Here is a 16,420-nt window from a genome sequence, read left to right as displayed (position 1 = left end):
GTTTTGCATGAGCTTCATGCTTGGTGCATGCGGTACAGATGATAAAATGATAAAGGTGAGACTAAGCGAAGTAACTCATTCCGTTTTTTATGCACCTCAGTATATTGCAATAAACAAAGGCTTTTTCGAGGCTGCCGGACTGGATGTTGAGCTTCAGAACGGTCAGGGGGCCGACAAGGTTATGACTGCTGTATTGTCGGGCCAATGTGACATTGGCTTTGCAGGCCCCGAAGCAAGTATATATGTTTACAATGAAGGCAAGGAGGACTATTCAATTGTTTTTGCGCAGTTAACAAAAAGAGACGGTTCCTTTCTCGTAGGCAGAGCTCCTGATACCGGCTTTAAATGGAACAGCCTGAAAAATAAAAACATTATTGGAGGCAGAATAGGCGGAGTTCCTGAGATGACACTTGAATATGTATTGGATAAAAACGGCTTGACTCCCGGAAAGGATGTCTATATTGACACAGGAATACAATTTGCTCTGATGGCAGGTGCTTTTACCGGAGGAAAAGGCGATTATGTAACACTTTTTGAGCCAACCGCTTCAATGCTCGAAGCAGAAGGCAAGGGTTATATATTGGCATCCGTAGGTCAGGAAAGCGGTGAAATTCCCTACACTGCATATTTCGCAAAAAAAAGCTACATAGAAAACAATCCCCTGATTATTCAGAAGTTTACCGATGCCATATACAAAGGACAGATGTGGGTTAACACACATACTCCGGAAGAGCTTGCAGAGGCTTTGAAATCCTCCTTCCCCGACACCGATCAGGCATTGCTTGAAACCGTTGCAAAAAGGTACAAGGATATTGATGCATGGTGCAAAGACCCCATAATGAAAGAAACCTCCTTCGAATTGCTGCAGACAGTAATGGAGAAAGCAGGTCAGCTGAAGAAAAAGGCACCTTATGAGAAAATCGTTGATAACAGCTATGGGGTAAACTCCATGAAATAATTTACGGGTATATGGAAAGCCTGCAAAACCTGTTTAAAGGCCGGTCTTATACTGAGCCGGCCAGTCCTTCATTCATACTCCCCGTTCTGTATCCCTTGAGGTCCAAGGTTGTATACATAAAACCGATATTTTTAAATTCCTTATAAATTTTTTCCCGAACTTCACTATCCAGCATTTTCCCAAACTGTTCCTGACCGATTTCAATTCTTGCAACATCCTTATGGAATCTCACTCTCACCTGTGAGAACCCCAGATCAAGCAAAAGCTGCTCCGCCCTGTCAATCATCCTGAGTCTCTCCCTTGTTATTTTTTCCCCGTAAGGAAATCTTGACGACAAGCACGCAAACGCTTGCTTATTCCATGTTTTTAGCCCCATTCCCCTTGATAATATCCTTATCTCCGCCTTTGTCAGCATGGCATCTCTCAGCGGACTCAATACTCCATGCTCGCTGACTGCCTGCAAGCCCGGTCTGAAATCACCCAAGTCATCATAATTTGAGCCTTCGAGAATATACCTTGCTCCCTCTTCCCTTGCAACTGCCTCAATTTTATTAAAAAGCTCATTTTTGCACAGATAGCATCTGTTGACAGGATTATCAGAAAAACCGTCAACCTCCAGTTCTTCCGAAACAATGACTCTTTGTCTGATTGAGCGGCACTTTGCAAAGTCAATTGCTTCATTAAGCTCTCTTTCGGGGTAAGTAGAGGAATGTGCCGTCACAGCCACAACCTCCCTGCCAAGCACATCCGCCGCTACCTTCAAAAGAAAGGTTGAGTCAACTCCTCCCGAAAAAGCCACAGCTACACTCTGTAATTCCTTTATATTATTTTTTAAATTATCCAGCTTTTCGTAAATATCCATGTACATTCTCCTGTTTTTAAAGTTTACAGAGCTACCCGCATAAAAGCCCTGTCTAATGCCGGCTATTTAAAGTTGAGCATTCCCCTTTTCCCTTTCCGGTTTCTGAACTCAACAAACCTTGATTTACTTTCAAATCCCATATAAACATTTATCATTTTCAAATGTCCGAAGGTTTTGCCCGGCTCAACGCCATATGAGTGCCCCGGATATACAATAATGTCATCGCTTAGAATATATTTTAATTTCTGAATGCTTTCATACATCTGCTCCGCAGCCGAATCCTTGTTCCAGCAATAGCCGCATCCCTCGGAAAACAAGGTGTCACCGGTAAACACACAGTTTTTAAGAAGATAGCACATACCTCCCTCCGAATGCCCTTTAGTAAGTATGCACTTAACCTTAGTCCTGTTGATAAAAATATCCTCCAAGTCCTCTAAGCCTTGCAAATTACGGCATCTGAAACCATAGCAGTCAATTTCCTCCTGAGACATATAGACCTCTGTATTAAATCGGGCTGTTAATGGATTTACCAGATTAGTATGATCCGAATGGGAATGAGTAAGCAATATAGCTGTAAGCTTTGCATTTTCCTTCTCCAGCCTGCTGATAATTTTATCAATTTCCCATGAAGGATCCACAACCAATGCATTTTTACTTTCCTTATCCACAACTATATAGCTGTAATTTATCATATTTAAAAATTTCGTTTTTATTTTAAATGCGTCATAGCTTAACTCCATAGCAACCTCCATGCAAAAGCTCTGTATGTATTATATTTGATTGTACCATATAATTTTCAATAATTGATAAATTTAATTTTATTAAAATTTACAGTTCCATGTAACAGTAAGACCGTACATTTCTACAATCTTCGATAATTGTCCGACATTATATTTACAATTTCACCATTATTCGCTATAATATTAATATAGTTAGTTATTATTGGCTAAATAAACAATGTAATCGTCCGATAGTCCCATTTATATGGTTTCTTTTTTAAATGGAAAAATTGAATAAATAACAAGAACTTAACATTATATGACTTCTTATTTAAAACTACTTTGCTAGTATACATATAAGCCTATTTTTAAGGGAAAAGACAGTAAGCCTCAAAGAAACAAAATACGGCTTCTCCACTTATGCTTTACCAAATTTTTTGTGCCTGAGCCATGCACGGGAGGTTAATATGAGAAACAACTTAAATTATTCATTACCGGAACTTGATATTTTTGATATATTTGAAGACATCGATGACCTATTTGATGATATTGATGATATAGACGATTTTGATGATACCGGTAATTATGAAGAGTAATTTTATAATCCTTATAATTTCATAAAAAAAGCTGTAGACCTTAGCTTTGAAGCCTATAGCTTTAAACCAGCTGTAATTCGGTTTTTAATTCCCTGTTATAGCGAGGATAATCTTGTCTGTATACCAATTAAGCAGCTGCAGGCTTATTTATAAGACAAAGTAAATTTCTATAGTTAATAGCTTTTTCTATAATTTCTTTCTGTCAATGCCAAGCTGCTGTATAAGGTTTGCCGCCAAACCCGTCCAGCCTGTCTGATGGCTTGCTCCCAGACCTGCTCCGTTATCTCCGTGAAAATATTCAAAAAAGAGAATCAAGTTCTCCCAGCCGCTTCTTTCAAAAAGCTCCTGCATTCCGTATACAGGTCTTCTTCCCTCCTGATTCTTTTTAAAGACAGATATTAATCTTTCGGCTATATCATCCGCAATTTCATAAAGATTAAGAGAAATACCTTCTCCATTTTCAGAGTCCCTAATTTCAATACTGCCTCCGAGATAGTCGCCGTACTTTCGTAAGGCCTCAATCAGCATATAATTTATGGGAAACCATATAGGCCCTCTCCAGTTTGAATTGCCTCCCATAATTTTTTCTCTGTTTGATTCAGCCGGCTCATAAAAAATATTCTTACCATACCAATTAAAATTACAGTCCTTCGACAAGGAACGTATCCCAAAATCACTGAGAAACTTATTTTTGTCCAAAAGCTTTTTAAGAATTTTTGAAAGCTTCTCTTTATCCACAACAGCCATATAGCATTCAAAAGCAGTAATACCGTTTCTGTCTTCCCTGCTGATTCCGTTTATATTGATATTTTCGTTTTTATCTATCAAATCAGGCCTTTTCCTTTTATACCAGTTCAAGGTGTCCTCAATACTCATAAAAGAGCCGGCATACCTTTGCTTACTGTCCAGCCTCTGCCGTATACGCTCAATGGCAAATAAAGGAACCAGTCCGACAGCCGAGCATATTCCCAAGGAACCGAATTCATTCGCATAGTCGCAGAAAAATTCCTCCTTTTCATTCCAGAAGCCATGCTCCCCTATTTTGTTCATGGCATCACATATATAAATAAAATGCTGCAGATACTTTCTCTGAATGTCATGCTTTCCAAGCTCTCCGGCAATATTTATCATATCCAGGCAAAATCTGGCCATCCACGAGGTCCCGTCAGCCTCCACTATATCCCTGCCCTTTGGGTCCTTGCTCACAATCCTGATATTATCAAGTCCGAGAAAGCCTCCCCCGAACACATTATCATTGCCCTTGGAGGAATCAACATTATTTATCCACCATGTAAAATTCATATTCAGCTTATCCAATATTCTTTCGAGAAAATCCCTGTCTTCAGTTCCGTATATTAATCTTTCCTGCTGGTATACATTCCATGCGGCCCATGCATGGACAGGCGGGTTAACATTGCAGAAGTCCCATTCATAAGCCGGTATCTGCCCGTTAGGATGCATAAACCATTCCATGCAAAGCAGCAGCAGCTGATGCTTTGCAAATTCCGGGTCAATAATGCCAAGAGTTACTGTATGAAAAGCCATATCCCATGCGGCAAACCATGGGTATTCCCATTTATCCGGCATTGACAGGATATCATTTGAATACATATGCTTCCACTTCAGCATTTTTTCATCCTTCATATGCCTGTCAGAAGGCCGAGGCTGCATTTCATCTCCTTCCAGCCATTGCTCCACAATCAGATTATACAGCTGCTTGTTCCATAGCATTCCGGCAAAAGCCTGTCTTTGAATATTGTATAAATCCTGTTCCTCCGCACTTCCGTTTCTGTCATACGGGCTGATGGCATCGTAGAATTCATCAGCTTCATATTTCCGCCTTGTAAATGCAGAATCAAAGCCTTCAAAAGGTAAATCCGTCTCAACATCCGACAGCCTCAAAACAACTGTACCGCTCTGACCGGGATTAAGCGCCAGCCTGTAATGAACAGAGGCCTTTGTTCCTTTTTCCCTTGGATTAATAAATTGCCAAAGCTCCTCCTCACTTAAATGTTCTCTGTATTTACCTATTATATAATTGTTGATGCCATTTTTGAAATACTGCCTTCCGGCATTTGAGCTTTTAAAAGCAGCTTCATAATCAGTATTGTTTTCGGTAAACAATATATTTTCATAAGCGTCCTGACAGTATAGCCTCATTATGGAAGCATCTGCGGGAAGCTGCTTCCGCCTTTGAATAATTTCAACAGCATTTTTTATACCCTGTGCTTTAGTCATGGTTTTTTCGTATAAATCCTTATTGAATGACCATGTATTACGGAAGAGCACTGTCGGAAGAAGGTGAAGAGTTTTTCTCTCATTTCCGCAGTTCTTGACAGTAAGCTTAATCAATATATCCTCAGTATCGTTTTTGGCGTACTCAGCCGTAACATCAAAATACCTGTTACCGTCAAAGGCTCCGGTATGACTTAACTCGAACTCATAGGGCACCTTGCTGTTCCTGTTATTATATATTTCATCATAATTGTAGTAATAGGGATACTTATATATATATTTCATATAAGAATGCATGGGAGTGTTGTCTGCATAAAAATAATATTCCTTGACATCCTCGCCATGAATGCCTTCTCTGTTGGTAAGACCATAGAGACGTTCTTTTATACACGGGTCTGCCTCATTCCATAGGGACAGTGAAAAGCATATGAACTGATGGTCATCGGAAAGCCCTGCAATTCCATCCTCTCCCCATCTGTATGCACGGTTTAAGGCTTGCTCCCTTGAAAAGGAGGCATTATTTCCGTCCTCTCCCCAGGAGTTATCCACGCAATCATAGCTTTCCCTTACTGTTCCCCATTGGCGTTCACTGAGGTAGCATCCCCATTTCCTCCAGTTCTTGCCTTGGGGATTATCTATGTTTTTCAGGTAAGCATTATATTGGCTAATCCTGATGTGCTCCTTTGAATTTAAGATTTTATCCCTTCTTGAAGAATAAAAGACTTCGCTGCTCGTCTTATTCATAAGTGTCTCCCTTGAATTTATTTATTCAGCCTTTTAATATATTCCAAATATTATTCTATCTGCTATATAATTTATTTCAAGGTGACAGATTAAATTCCCATAAAATTCAAAATTTAAAATTATGAGCTTACTTCTTCCATTTTGCCAAGGCATCCGCAAGAGCCGAATTGATAGGTTCATCTGTCTCCTGATGCCTCATAAATTGAGCTACCTCCCTTTTGTCGACCTGCTCACCCTTGCGCTGTTTAAAGGCATCCAGCTTTTCCCTGTAGCCGCAGGAACAATAGAAGGACTTTTTATCACCCTCCCCTTTTATTTCCATCTTTTTATGGCACTCAGGACATCTGGCATTGGACACGATGGTGACAGTTTTCCTGTAGCCGCATTCTCTGTCGGGGCAGACGAGCATTTTACCTTTTTTTCCGTTAACATCAAGCATGTACTTTCCACACTCCGGGCATTTCTCTCTGGTTACATTATCATGCTTGAATTGCCCTGAGTCTGCAATAACCGCTCCTACCAGCTTGGTCGCATATTTCTTCATGTCTCCTACAAAGATATTCGGGTTAACTGTTCCTTTGCTTATCATGGCAAGCTGCTGCTCCCATTTTGCCGTAAGCTCAGGCGACTTCAAATCCTTCGGAACAAGGCCGATAAGCTGTATTCCCTTTGAAGTTGGATAGATTTCCTTGCCCCTTCTCTCAATATAAAAGGTATTAAACAGCTTTTCGATAATATCCGCCCTAGTTGCAGGAGTTCCCAGTCCGCTTGTACTCTCAAGCGTTTCCTTCAGAGCCTTGTTGTCAACAAACCTGCCCGGGTGCTCCATGGCTGATAAAAGTGTGGCTTCCGTATATCTTGCAGGCGGCTTGGTTTTCCCGTTAATTGCTTTCGGAGAATTAATCTTTGCCTTATGGCCCTTTTGTATATCAGGCAGTGACTGTTCATCCTCTTCTTCGTCATTATCCTCTTCCAGCTTGCCAAAGCCCTCATAAACCGTTTTCCAGCCCCATGACTTAACAATCCTTCCTCTGGCATGGAAGCTTTCTCCGTTTACATTCAGCCTTACGGTCGTCTGCTCATATTCAAAAGGCGCACTTAGAACCGCTATAAATCTTTTGACAATTAAATCGTATATATTCCTCTCTTCCGAGCTTAAGGCGGATAGGTTTACATACTGCTCGGTAGGAATAATAGCGTGGTGATCCGTTACCTTGCTGTTGTCTGCAAATCTGCCTGTAACATTTATCCTGCTTCTTAAAACACCCTGCACCGCTTTTGCATAAGGCCCCACCGCTATGCTTTTAAGTCTTTCTGTCAGTGTCGGAACAATGTCTGTAGTAATATACCGGGAGTCTGTTCTTGGATATGTTACCAGCTTATGTGCTTCATACAGCTTCTGCATAATATTCAGAGTTTGCTTTGCCGAATACGCATATCTGCGGTTTGCATCCCTTTGAAGCTCGGTAAGGTCATATGCCAGCGGAGGCAGCTCCTTTTTCATTTCCTTTTTAACCTCCACAACTTCTCCAAGCTGTCCGGTTATCCTCTGAACTATGCCGTCAGCCTGCTCCTTATTGAAGGTCCTTGTCTGGCTGCTTACCCTGTCCTGCCAATGAACTGTGAAACCGTTAAACTGTGCCTGTATGCTCCAGAAATCCTTGGGAACAAATTTTCTTATTTCCTCCTCCCTGTCCACAATCATTGCCAGAGTGGGAGTCTGAACCCTGCCTGCCGACAGCTGTGCATTGTGCTTGCAGGTAAGGGCTCTTGTTACATTCAGGCCTACCAGCCAGTCAGCCTCGGACCTGCTCTGTGCAGAATAAAACAGGTTATCATATTCCCTGCCCGGCTTCAGATGTGCAAAGCCTTCCTTAATAGCCTTGTCTGTCTGGGATGAAATCCAAAGACGTTTGATGGGCTTTTTGAAGCCCGCCTTCATGATAATCCATCTTGCAACCAGCTCTCCCTCACGTCCGGCATCTGTAGCTATCACAAGCTCATCCACATCAGCCCTGTTCATAAGAGCCTTTACCGCACCGAATTGCTTAGAGGTCTGCTTTATGACCACAAGCTCCATCTTATTTGGCAGCATGGGCAGGTCTTCCAGATTCCATGACTTATACTTATTGCCGTAAGCCTCGGGATCAGCAAGCGTTACCAAATGCCCCAAGGCCCACGTTACAATATATTTCGAACCCATTATACAGCCGTTTGCATTCTGACTGCAGTTAAGCACCTTTGCCAGATCTCTGGCCACAGACGGCTTTTCAGCTAAAACCAATATTTTTCCCATTAATCCTAAATCTCCTTTTGGCATTGCCCTTCTATCGTTGTATTTCTTTACAATTATCTCACATAATCATATTTGAATAAAGCCAATTATTAACAGCCGGGTGAGAGCAAGCCTATAAGCGGGCTAATTCAACTCCTCCTCCAATTGATTATATATTTCAAGTAAAAGGTTATACTCTGTATTTTTCAGGTTTTTTACCATACCGATTATATCCTTTATGATATTTTTATGTTTTAAAGAATCACTTCTGCCGTCAACGGCTTTATATGAATATTCCAGTCCTTTCATTCTTATACCGTTAGCCAGATTTACAACCTCAGTGTACTTCTCCTTCAGCAAAACAGCCTTTTCCGAAAGCAGGTTTCTGGATATCACATAGTCAAGCCGGTCATATATACCCTTTTTATGCTCGGCTAACATGTGAAAAGCTCTGTAGTCTGCTGTAATATTACCTTGCAGCATGTTTTCCAAATTGCTTATCAAAACATTATACACCATGATACCAAAGCTTACCTGCTTTTCAGGATATTCGAAGGAGTATAATCTGGCCCTGTCCCCCGTTGAGAATATATAGCTTTTTAATTCTTTCAGAAACTTTTCATTGCTGAACGGATACTCTCCTTCAAAGCCCTTTGGTTTAAACAGCTGAATTGCGGAGGATTCACACCAGGGGCCGGTTTTTTTATAATGAATTTTACCATTCTCATAAGCATCTGAAAACTCTGTATAATCGAATATCATTTTTGTAAAAAGCATATCCCTGTCAAAGCTTATTGCCTTAAGCTGTTCTTCTTCATTGTCATACCCGTAAATCAAGGATGAATGTACGAAATGATTTTGCCGGTATGCCCATTTATCAGACAGATAGTATTCATCAACATTGATTACAAGATAATGCCCTCTGTTAAGCTTTTTTATTATAAAATCAATTATATTTTCCGTATCCTCAAGTAAGTGATACCCCAAGCAAACCATATCCAATATTTCGCTGCTGCAATCACGCGGCTCCAGATAATTCAGCTCCATATACCCATTATCATCTGTAAACGAAAAAATCTGAATGAAATTGCCGTAATACCAGGGCAGATATTTATTGTAGGCAAGAACAATACAAAGGGGCAGGCTTCTGTGAAGATATGTCGTAATATCCATCTGCATCACGACCTTCAGCTCCATTTTCAGGGAACATTCTTCAGTTTCCTTGCTCACCACAGCCATATCTGATTTTTTAGCGCCTATATGCCCCAAGTATTCCATGTGAATGTCTTTTTGCCAGCTTTTGTCCGGCACCTGCCCGTGATGCTCTTTTTTTTCTTCTGCACACGGCAAAGCTTCGTCAGCCTCCCCCAAATATCCCGGTAAGCAATATTCCTTTCCTGCCAAATCAAGCTCCAATTGCCTGTATATTTTCAACAATATATCATACTCAGTACTTTTAAGCCTTTTAATTGACTGTATAATATTTTCTATCAGGCTTGCCTGCTCTACAGATAAGCCATTAATATCAATATTCTTGTTTTCCATTTCCAAGCATTTAATTCTTATATTATTAGACAAATCAACAACGCTTGTATATTCCTTGTGCATTGGAATAATTTCTCCCGTAAGCCTGTTTCTTGAAATCAAATATTCAATCCTGTCATATATGCCCTTCTTATGCTCCCACAGCATATGCATTGCCCTATAGTCTATGGTAGCCTTACCCATAAACAGGTTTTCAAGATTCCTGACAGCCTCATCATACACCTGCATTCCAAACACAGTATGATTTTCAGGATACATAAATGAATAAAGCCTTCTTTTATCACCTACTCCAAAAATGTAATCCTTCAGCTCCTTAAGAACTCTGTAATTACTATATGGATACTCTTCTTCAAATCCATTAGGTCTGATTAGCTGTATAGCGGTCAATTCACACCATGGCGCAGTCTCCTTGTAATACGTCTTGCCGTTTTGATAGGCCTCTCTAAATTCACTGTAATTGAATATCAATTCTGTAAAAAGCATATTTCTATCAAATCCAATGGCACGCAGCTGCTCCCTTTCATTGTCATAACCATAAATGAGAGACGGATGAATAAAGTGTTTTTTCTTATAGGCCCATTTATCGGGAAGATAGTATTCATCCACAAACATCATAAGACAATATCCCAGACTAATCTTTTCAATAATGAAGTCAATAATTTTTTCTTTACCGTTAAGCAAATGAAAAGCTATGTTAACCAAATGCAGTATTTCATTATAGCAGCTGCATGGTTCCATATAGTCAACGAACAGCTTTCCTTCCCTGTCAATAAATGAAAAAATCTGAATAAAGCTGCTGTAATACCATGGCAAATACTTATCATGAGGCAATATAGCACAAAGCGGCAGGCTCCTGTGAAGATATGCCGTAATATCCTTCTGTATTGCAACCTTTAATTCCATTGATTTCGGCCACTCAACTGCTTTGCTTAAAACAAGGCTTTCCTTCACGTCATAATAGTTTTGTTCTCCTTGTTCAACAGCCTCTGTTTGTGCCGAGGTATAAGCACCTTTTCTGTATTCTTCAATATACCCTGCTATTTCTCTTACCGTAGGATTGCTGTACATTCTGCCTGCAGGCAGCTCCGCATTGAACTCTTTGTTAACTGAGGATACAACCTGTATAGCCTTTATGGAATCTCCTCCCAGATCAAAGAAATAATCATTTACTCCAATTCTGTCTATACCCAGAATACTCTGCCATATACCTGCCAGCCTTTCCTCGGTAAGGTTACCCGGTGCCTCATATTCACCGCTTGCCACAATGCTTCTGTCAGGCTCAGGTAAAGCATTTCTGTCTACTTTACCGTTAGCTGTCACAGGAATACTGTCCAGCATGACAAAAAATGAAGGCACCATATAATCAGGAAGCTCTTTTCCCAAATAGCTTTTAAGCTCATTTGCAGAAATGCTGCCCTCAGATACAATATAGGCAATAAGGCTCTTTAAACCGTTATTCTCCTGCCTTACAGCTACAACTGCCTCCCTAACCGACTCATGCCTGAGAAGGCAGCTTTCTATTTCCCCAAGCTCAACCCTGTAGCCCCTTATCTTTATCTGATGATCCTTTCTTCCCAAAAATTCTATAGTACCGTCTGAAAGACGCCTTGCTAGATCTCCTGTTTTATACATCCTTTGATAAAGCTCTGAGCCTTGACCTGCACCTGCTTGAGCATCAAAAGACTGTCCGGTGCCGTCGTCCGGCTTTATTCCTGCTTCAGGAAAGCAGCCTGACAGGTAAAACGGATTTATAACAAATTTTTCTTCTGTAAGCTCAGGTCTGTTTAAATAGCCTCTTGCAAGACCGTCTCCCGAAATGCACAGCTCACCTGTAACTCCAACAGGCACCGGGTTATTGTCCCTATCCAGAATATAAATTTCAGTATTGGCAAGGGGCTTTCCTATCGGAACATTTTTACCCTCCGGCTCATGAGCTTTATACCTGTAGAAGGTTGCACAGACAGTGTCCTCAGTCGGGCCGTAGCCATTTATAATACTCATTTCCGGATTAAGCTTTAGAAACTCCTCCAATACATAGTCTTTTATTCCTTCTACACCCACAAGCATTTTATCAAGTTTTATCCTGTCCCTGCTTTTCATAAGCTGCTGCGAAACCTCCCACAGTATGGTGGGCGGAATATAAGCAAAGGTTATACCCTTTTCAGCGATTGTATCGCACAGGCTTCCTATGTCTGAAATCATCCTCTCCCCGAAAAATACCAATGATGCTCCGAAGGCAAGCGGAAGAAACATTTCGCATACGCTTACGTCAAAGGAAATACTGGTAAGGCTGAAGGCCTTATCCTTTTCACCTATGCTCCTGTCAAAGGTATTATTTATGCAGAACAGAAAATTCATGAGAGAGTGGTGCTCCACTACCACTCCCTTTGGTTTCCCGGTAGATCCCGAGGTGTAAATAACATATGCCGCATCAGAGGCTTCAACGCTTGCCTCCTGCTCAATGTATTCACCCGTGTAAAGCTCCTCTTCCTGCAAATTAATTATTTCTGCTCCCGTTTGAAGCTTTTCCAGCCTTTCGCAATAGTCTGACAGCGTTAAGACAATTTTTACCCCGCTGTCGGCAATCATATAGCTTATTCTGCCGTCAGGATTTACAGGGTCTATAGGAAGATAAGCCGCTCCTGCTTTCAGAACTGCCAGTATACCAATCATCAGCTCAGAGGACCTGTGCGCATTTATTGCAACAACAGAACCTCTCCCTGCTCCTTTTTCCCTGAGTATTGCGGCAAGACAGCCGGATTTTCTGCTCAGTCCGGCATAGGTTATTTTCCGGCCGCCCGTTTCCACTGCAATGTTGTCCGGGTATTTACGTGCATTTTCTTCGAATAAGCTGTGGACAGCCTTGTCCCGCGGGTATTCCGACCGGGTATTATTAAAGCCGTAAACAGCCGCCTGATACTCGTCTGCCGATAACATTCTTATATTCTTTATTTTAATTTCAGGGTTTTTCGTTACCTCATCAAAAATATTAATAAAGTGCTTGACAAGCCTCTCAATGGTTTCCCTCCCGAACAGACTTGTGCAGTATTCCATATCAAATTTAAGCTTTCTGCCTGACTGGCTGTCTCCGTTGTCCTGCAAAAAAATATTGAGATTTAAATCAAATTTGGAAATGCTGTTTTCGAATTCTATTTGTCCGAATTTCAGGCCGCCGGACTCAAGCTCCGGTTTTTCGGTATTCTGAAGTGTCAGCATAGTATCAAAAAGAGGAGTTCTGCTCATATCCCTCTTTAAGTTAATCCTGTTTATAATGTCCTCAAAGGGATAATCACTGTTTGCAAATGCCTCAAGTACAATCTGCTTTACCTCATGCAGATACTGTATGAAGGGTTTGTCCGAGCAGGGACAGCTCCTTATTACCACCGTATTTACAAACATGCCTATAACATTCTGCAGCTCCTCTGCTTTTCTGTCGGTAACCGGAGAAGCCACAATGATATCCTCCTGTCCCGTATATTTTGACAGAAGTATCTTATAAACACTCATAAGAACCATATACAAGGTCGTTCCCGTTTTTTCCGAAAGCCTCAATATTCTTTCAGTCAGCTCGCAGTCAGCCTCAAATATTACCCTGTCTCCTTCAAAGCTCTGTATGGAGGGTCTTTGAAAATCAATGGGCAATTCAAGCACAGGCTTCTCGCCTTCAAATTTCCCGAGCCAGTATTCCTCCTGCCTTTTCATTTTCTCAGATTTTAACTGTTCATTCTGCCATACGGCATAGTCGGCATATTGAATCTCAGGCTTCTTAAGCTCTTCACCCAGATACGCCTTAACCAGCTCCCTGTCAAATATGACAGAGGACATTCCATCTGTGATAATATGGTGCATATCAATAAACAGGACATGCTTGCTGTCGCTTATTTTTATGACTTTTGCCCTGAAAAGAGGTGCCTTCTCCATGTCAAAGGGTTCAACAAAGGACTTTATAAGTGCAGGCAGCTTTTCCGGAGCACTGCATTCTATTTCGTCAAGCTCAAGCTCCACCTCTTTATGTACCTTCATAACAGGCACATTTTCATTGATATGGAAGGACATCCTGAATGCATCATGATTTTTTACAATCTCTTTTACCGCATTTTTAAGTCTGCCGACATCCAGACAGCCTTCAATTGAAATAGCCACCGGCATGTTATAGCTTACCCCTATTCCATCAAACCGGTTTATTATGTACATTCTTTTTTGTGCCGATGACAAAGGGTAGTATTCTCTGTCACCTGCCGGCATAATATTCCGCACATCAGCCTTTTTAACTGCATCCATGTCCTCCAGATACGATGAAAGCAGCGAAAGACTGCTGTACTCCATGATATCACCCGCATCGATTTTTACGCCTGTTTGCTTTTTATATTCATTTGCAATTTGAATTGCAATTATTGAATCTCCGCCTAATTCGTAGAAATCGTCATTTATATTTATTTCATCATACCCCAGAGCGGTACACCATAGCTTGCCCAGCATACGCTCAGCATCCGTATATGCTCCGTCTTCACGTCCTCTTAGCCTGTATTCGACTGCTTTCTCACTCTTTACCGCTTGAATTGTTTTATCTCTAGCAATGCTGATTTCTTCAGGTATGTTAAGCCAGCATCTCTTCCTCTCAAAAGGATATTCGGGAAGTCTTACTCTTCTGTAAGCATTATTTTTATATATTGTGCCAAAATCAATATTCTGACCCTCCGCATACCTTATGCATAAATCAAGCAAAGCCTCCCTGCCTGAACAGGCTTTATTGTAATTCAAGGCTTCCCCTGCCGCAGCTGCTTCGGCAAATGCCGGTTCTTCCTGTTTTCTGACCTGCATATCCTCTGAAAAGAATATCCCCTTGTCCGGATATGACCTTATTCCCTCTAGCCTCAGCTGCTTTAAAGCTGCCGACAATTCATTCACAGCTTCAAACACTATTCCTATTCTTATGCCGTAATGCCATCTTCCGGTGTTTGCACTAAAGCATAAATCACTTGCCTTAACCTTAGTACCCTCATCAATCAGCTCATTATACTTAATAACTAACTGTTTCAAGGAATTTTCGGTTTTTGCCGATAAAGCCAGCAGGTTAGCTTTCATTTCTTCCGTTTCTTCGGGAAAAATCTGCTTAGGAGCTTCCTCAAGAATGACATGACAGTTTGTCCCGCTTAATCCGAAGGCACTGACACCGCACCTTCTTGGAAAGTCACTGTTCCAATCGGACAAAAAAGAATTAACATAAACGGGAGAAGCCCCAAAGCTTATCTTCTTGTTAGGCCTGTTAAAATGCAGACTTGCCGGTAATTTTTTGTTCCTTAGACATAATACGGCTTTAATAAATCCAATGATGCCCGACGCACAATCCAAATGCCCGATATTTGTTTTAACAGACCCAATGGCACAAAATTGCTTCTTGTCCGTAAATTTTTTATAGGCCCTCGTAATACCTTCTATTTCAATAGGATCACCCAGCTGAGTGCCTGTGCCGTGTGCTTCTATATAAGATATTGTTTCACAAGAAACCCCGGCATCCTGAAGTGCGGAAATAATAACATCCCTCTGTGCTTCTGCATTCGGTGCCGTTATACCTATGGAGTTGCCGTCCTGATTTGCGGCTGTTCCCTTTATGACGGCATAAATATTATCTCCGTCCCTGAGTGCCCTGCTGAGAGGCTTTAAAAGTACTGCTGCAACGCCTTCGCCCATACCTGTTCCATCAGAACTCTCATCAAAGGTTCTTGCTCTTCCGTCGGAGGATTCTATCCCCAATCTCTTGCTGCTCTTAACAGGAAGTATATTTATTTTTACGCTTCCGGCTATGGCAGCCTCACACTCCATATTTCTTAAGGCCTTACACGCAAGGTGGATTGCAACAAGTGATGAGGAGCATGCAGTATCAACACAAAGGGAGGGTCCTTTCAAGTCAAGCAGATAAGATATTCTGGCAGGTATCACCGAGGAAAGATTTCCGGGAAGCGCGTCTATCAGCAATTCAGGATCAACCCTCTCAATAAGCCTCTTATAATCAAACAGAGCATCGGCACTGTAACCGAAATATATTCCGGTATTACTGCCTCTGAGCCTGTCATTGCCATAGCCTGCATCTTCAACAGCCTGCCATACGGTCTCAAGGAATATTTTCTGGTCGGGGCTCATAAGGCTTGCCTCTTTAGGAGATATTTTGAAAAAACCGCAGTCAAATTTATCTATCTCTTTAAAATATGAGCCATTATTGTATCCCCGGCCTTGCTGCTTTATTCCCACCAATTGTGCGAATATATCGGCATCCTTCCGTCTTGAGCCGGGGAAATCAGTAATACAGTCTTTCCCCTTTACAAGGTTGTCCCAAAAGGCATCAATGTTCTCGGCCATCGGAACCTTCCCCGCTATTCCAATAACAGCAATATCCCTTGTGGTTTCTTCTGTTATCCCGTATTCACCTTCATTGTCGTTCTCAGCCGACTGTTCAAATATTAATGAGCTTAAATCCATGTAACTTCC

At 41.4% G+C, this 16,420-nt stretch carries 7 protein-coding genes; 2 read left to right on the top strand and 5 right to left on the bottom strand.

Annotated features, from left to right (window positions below; translation table 11 throughout):
• The first annotated feature begins 7 nt into the window (after nucleotides 1-7).
• On the top strand, nucleotides 8-958 hold the full coding sequence (locus LY28_RS09220; protein WP_165835542.1) for an ABC transporter substrate-binding protein: 951 nt from the start codon (nucleotides 8-10) through the stop codon (nucleotides 956-958).
• A gap of 46 nt (nucleotides 959-1,004) precedes the next feature.
• Here LY28_RS09220 and larE read toward each other — a convergent pair whose 3' ends face one another.
• Nucleotides 1,005-1,820 (bottom strand): ATP-dependent sacrificial sulfur transferase LarE, encoded by an 816-nt coding sequence (larE, locus tag LY28_RS09215; protein WP_110461890.1) that lies wholly within the window; start codon nucleotides 1,818-1,820, stop codon nucleotides 1,005-1,007.
• A gap of 62 nt (nucleotides 1,821-1,882) precedes the next feature.
• The gene (locus LY28_RS09210; RefSeq protein ID WP_110461889.1) at nucleotides 1,883-2,560 is read right to left on the bottom strand and encodes an MBL fold metallo-hydrolase; all 678 of its coding nucleotides are present in this window, start codon (nucleotides 2,558-2,560) and stop codon (nucleotides 1,883-1,885) included.
• A gap of 446 nt (nucleotides 2,561-3,006) precedes the next feature.
• Here LY28_RS09210 and LY28_RS19685 point away from each other — a divergent pair, with 446 nt between their 5' ends.
• Nucleotides 3,007-3,135 (top strand): hypothetical protein, encoded by a 129-nt coding sequence (locus LY28_RS19685; protein WP_278303196.1) that lies wholly within the window; start codon nucleotides 3,007-3,009, stop codon nucleotides 3,133-3,135.
• Nucleotides 3,136-3,321: 186 nt separating this feature from the next.
• Here LY28_RS19685 and LY28_RS09205 read toward each other — a convergent pair whose 3' ends face one another.
• The 3 genes from LY28_RS09205 to LY28_RS09195 form a co-directional block, all read right to left on the bottom strand.
• Nucleotides 3,322-6,114, bottom strand: a complete 2,793-nt coding sequence (locus LY28_RS09205) for an MGH1-like glycoside hydrolase domain-containing protein (protein WP_110461888.1) — start codon at nucleotides 6,112-6,114, stop codon at nucleotides 3,322-3,324.
• Nucleotides 6,115-6,241: 127 nt separating this feature from the next.
• Nucleotides 6,242-8,410: a DNA topoisomerase III gene (locus LY28_RS09200; protein WP_110461887.1), complete on the bottom strand. Its 2,169-nt coding sequence runs from the start codon at nucleotides 8,408-8,410 to the stop codon at nucleotides 6,242-6,244.
• Between the two features lie 123 nt (nucleotides 8,411-8,533).
• The gene (locus tag LY28_RS09195; protein ID WP_110461886.1) at nucleotides 8,534-16,411 is read right to left on the bottom strand and encodes a non-ribosomal peptide synthetase; all 7,878 of its coding nucleotides are present in this window, start codon (nucleotides 16,409-16,411) and stop codon (nucleotides 8,534-8,536) included.
• Nucleotides 16,412-16,420 lie beyond the last annotated feature (9 nt).

The organism is Ruminiclostridium sufflavum DSM 19573 (assembly GCF_003208175.1).
GTDB classification, from domain to species: Bacteria; Bacillota; Clostridia; order Acetivibrionales; family DSM-1351; genus Ruminiclostridium; species Ruminiclostridium sufflavum.
Note: the sequence above shows the minus strand (reverse complement) of the source record. Positions and strands in the feature narration are given on the sequence as shown.

Excerpts from the sequence above, each read along its gene's own strand:
- LY28_RS09220 (WP_165835542.1), top strand. The coding sequence starts at position 8 with ATGAGCTTCATGCTTGGTGCATGCGGTACAGATGATAAAATGATAAAG.
- larE (WP_110461890.1), bottom strand. The coding sequence starts at position 1,820 with ATGGATATTTACGAAAAGCTGGATAATTTAAAAAATAATATAAAGGAA.
- LY28_RS09210 (WP_110461889.1), bottom strand. The coding sequence starts at position 2,560 with ATGGAGTTAAGCTATGACGCATTTAAAATAAAAACGAAATTTTTAAAT.
- LY28_RS19685 (WP_278303196.1), top strand. The coding sequence starts at position 3,007 with ATGAGAAACAACTTAAATTATTCATTACCGGAACTTGATATTTTTGAT.
- LY28_RS09205 (WP_110461888.1), bottom strand. The coding sequence starts at position 6,114 with ATGAATAAGACGAGCAGCGAAGTCTTTTATTCTTCAAGAAGGGATAAA.
- LY28_RS09200 (WP_110461887.1), bottom strand. The coding sequence starts at position 8,410 with ATGGGAAAAATATTGGTTTTAGCTGAAAAGCCGTCTGTGGCCAGAGAT.
- LY28_RS09195 (WP_110461886.1), bottom strand. The coding sequence starts at position 16,411 with ATGGATTTAAGCTCATTAATATTTGAACAGTCGGCTGAGAACGACAAT.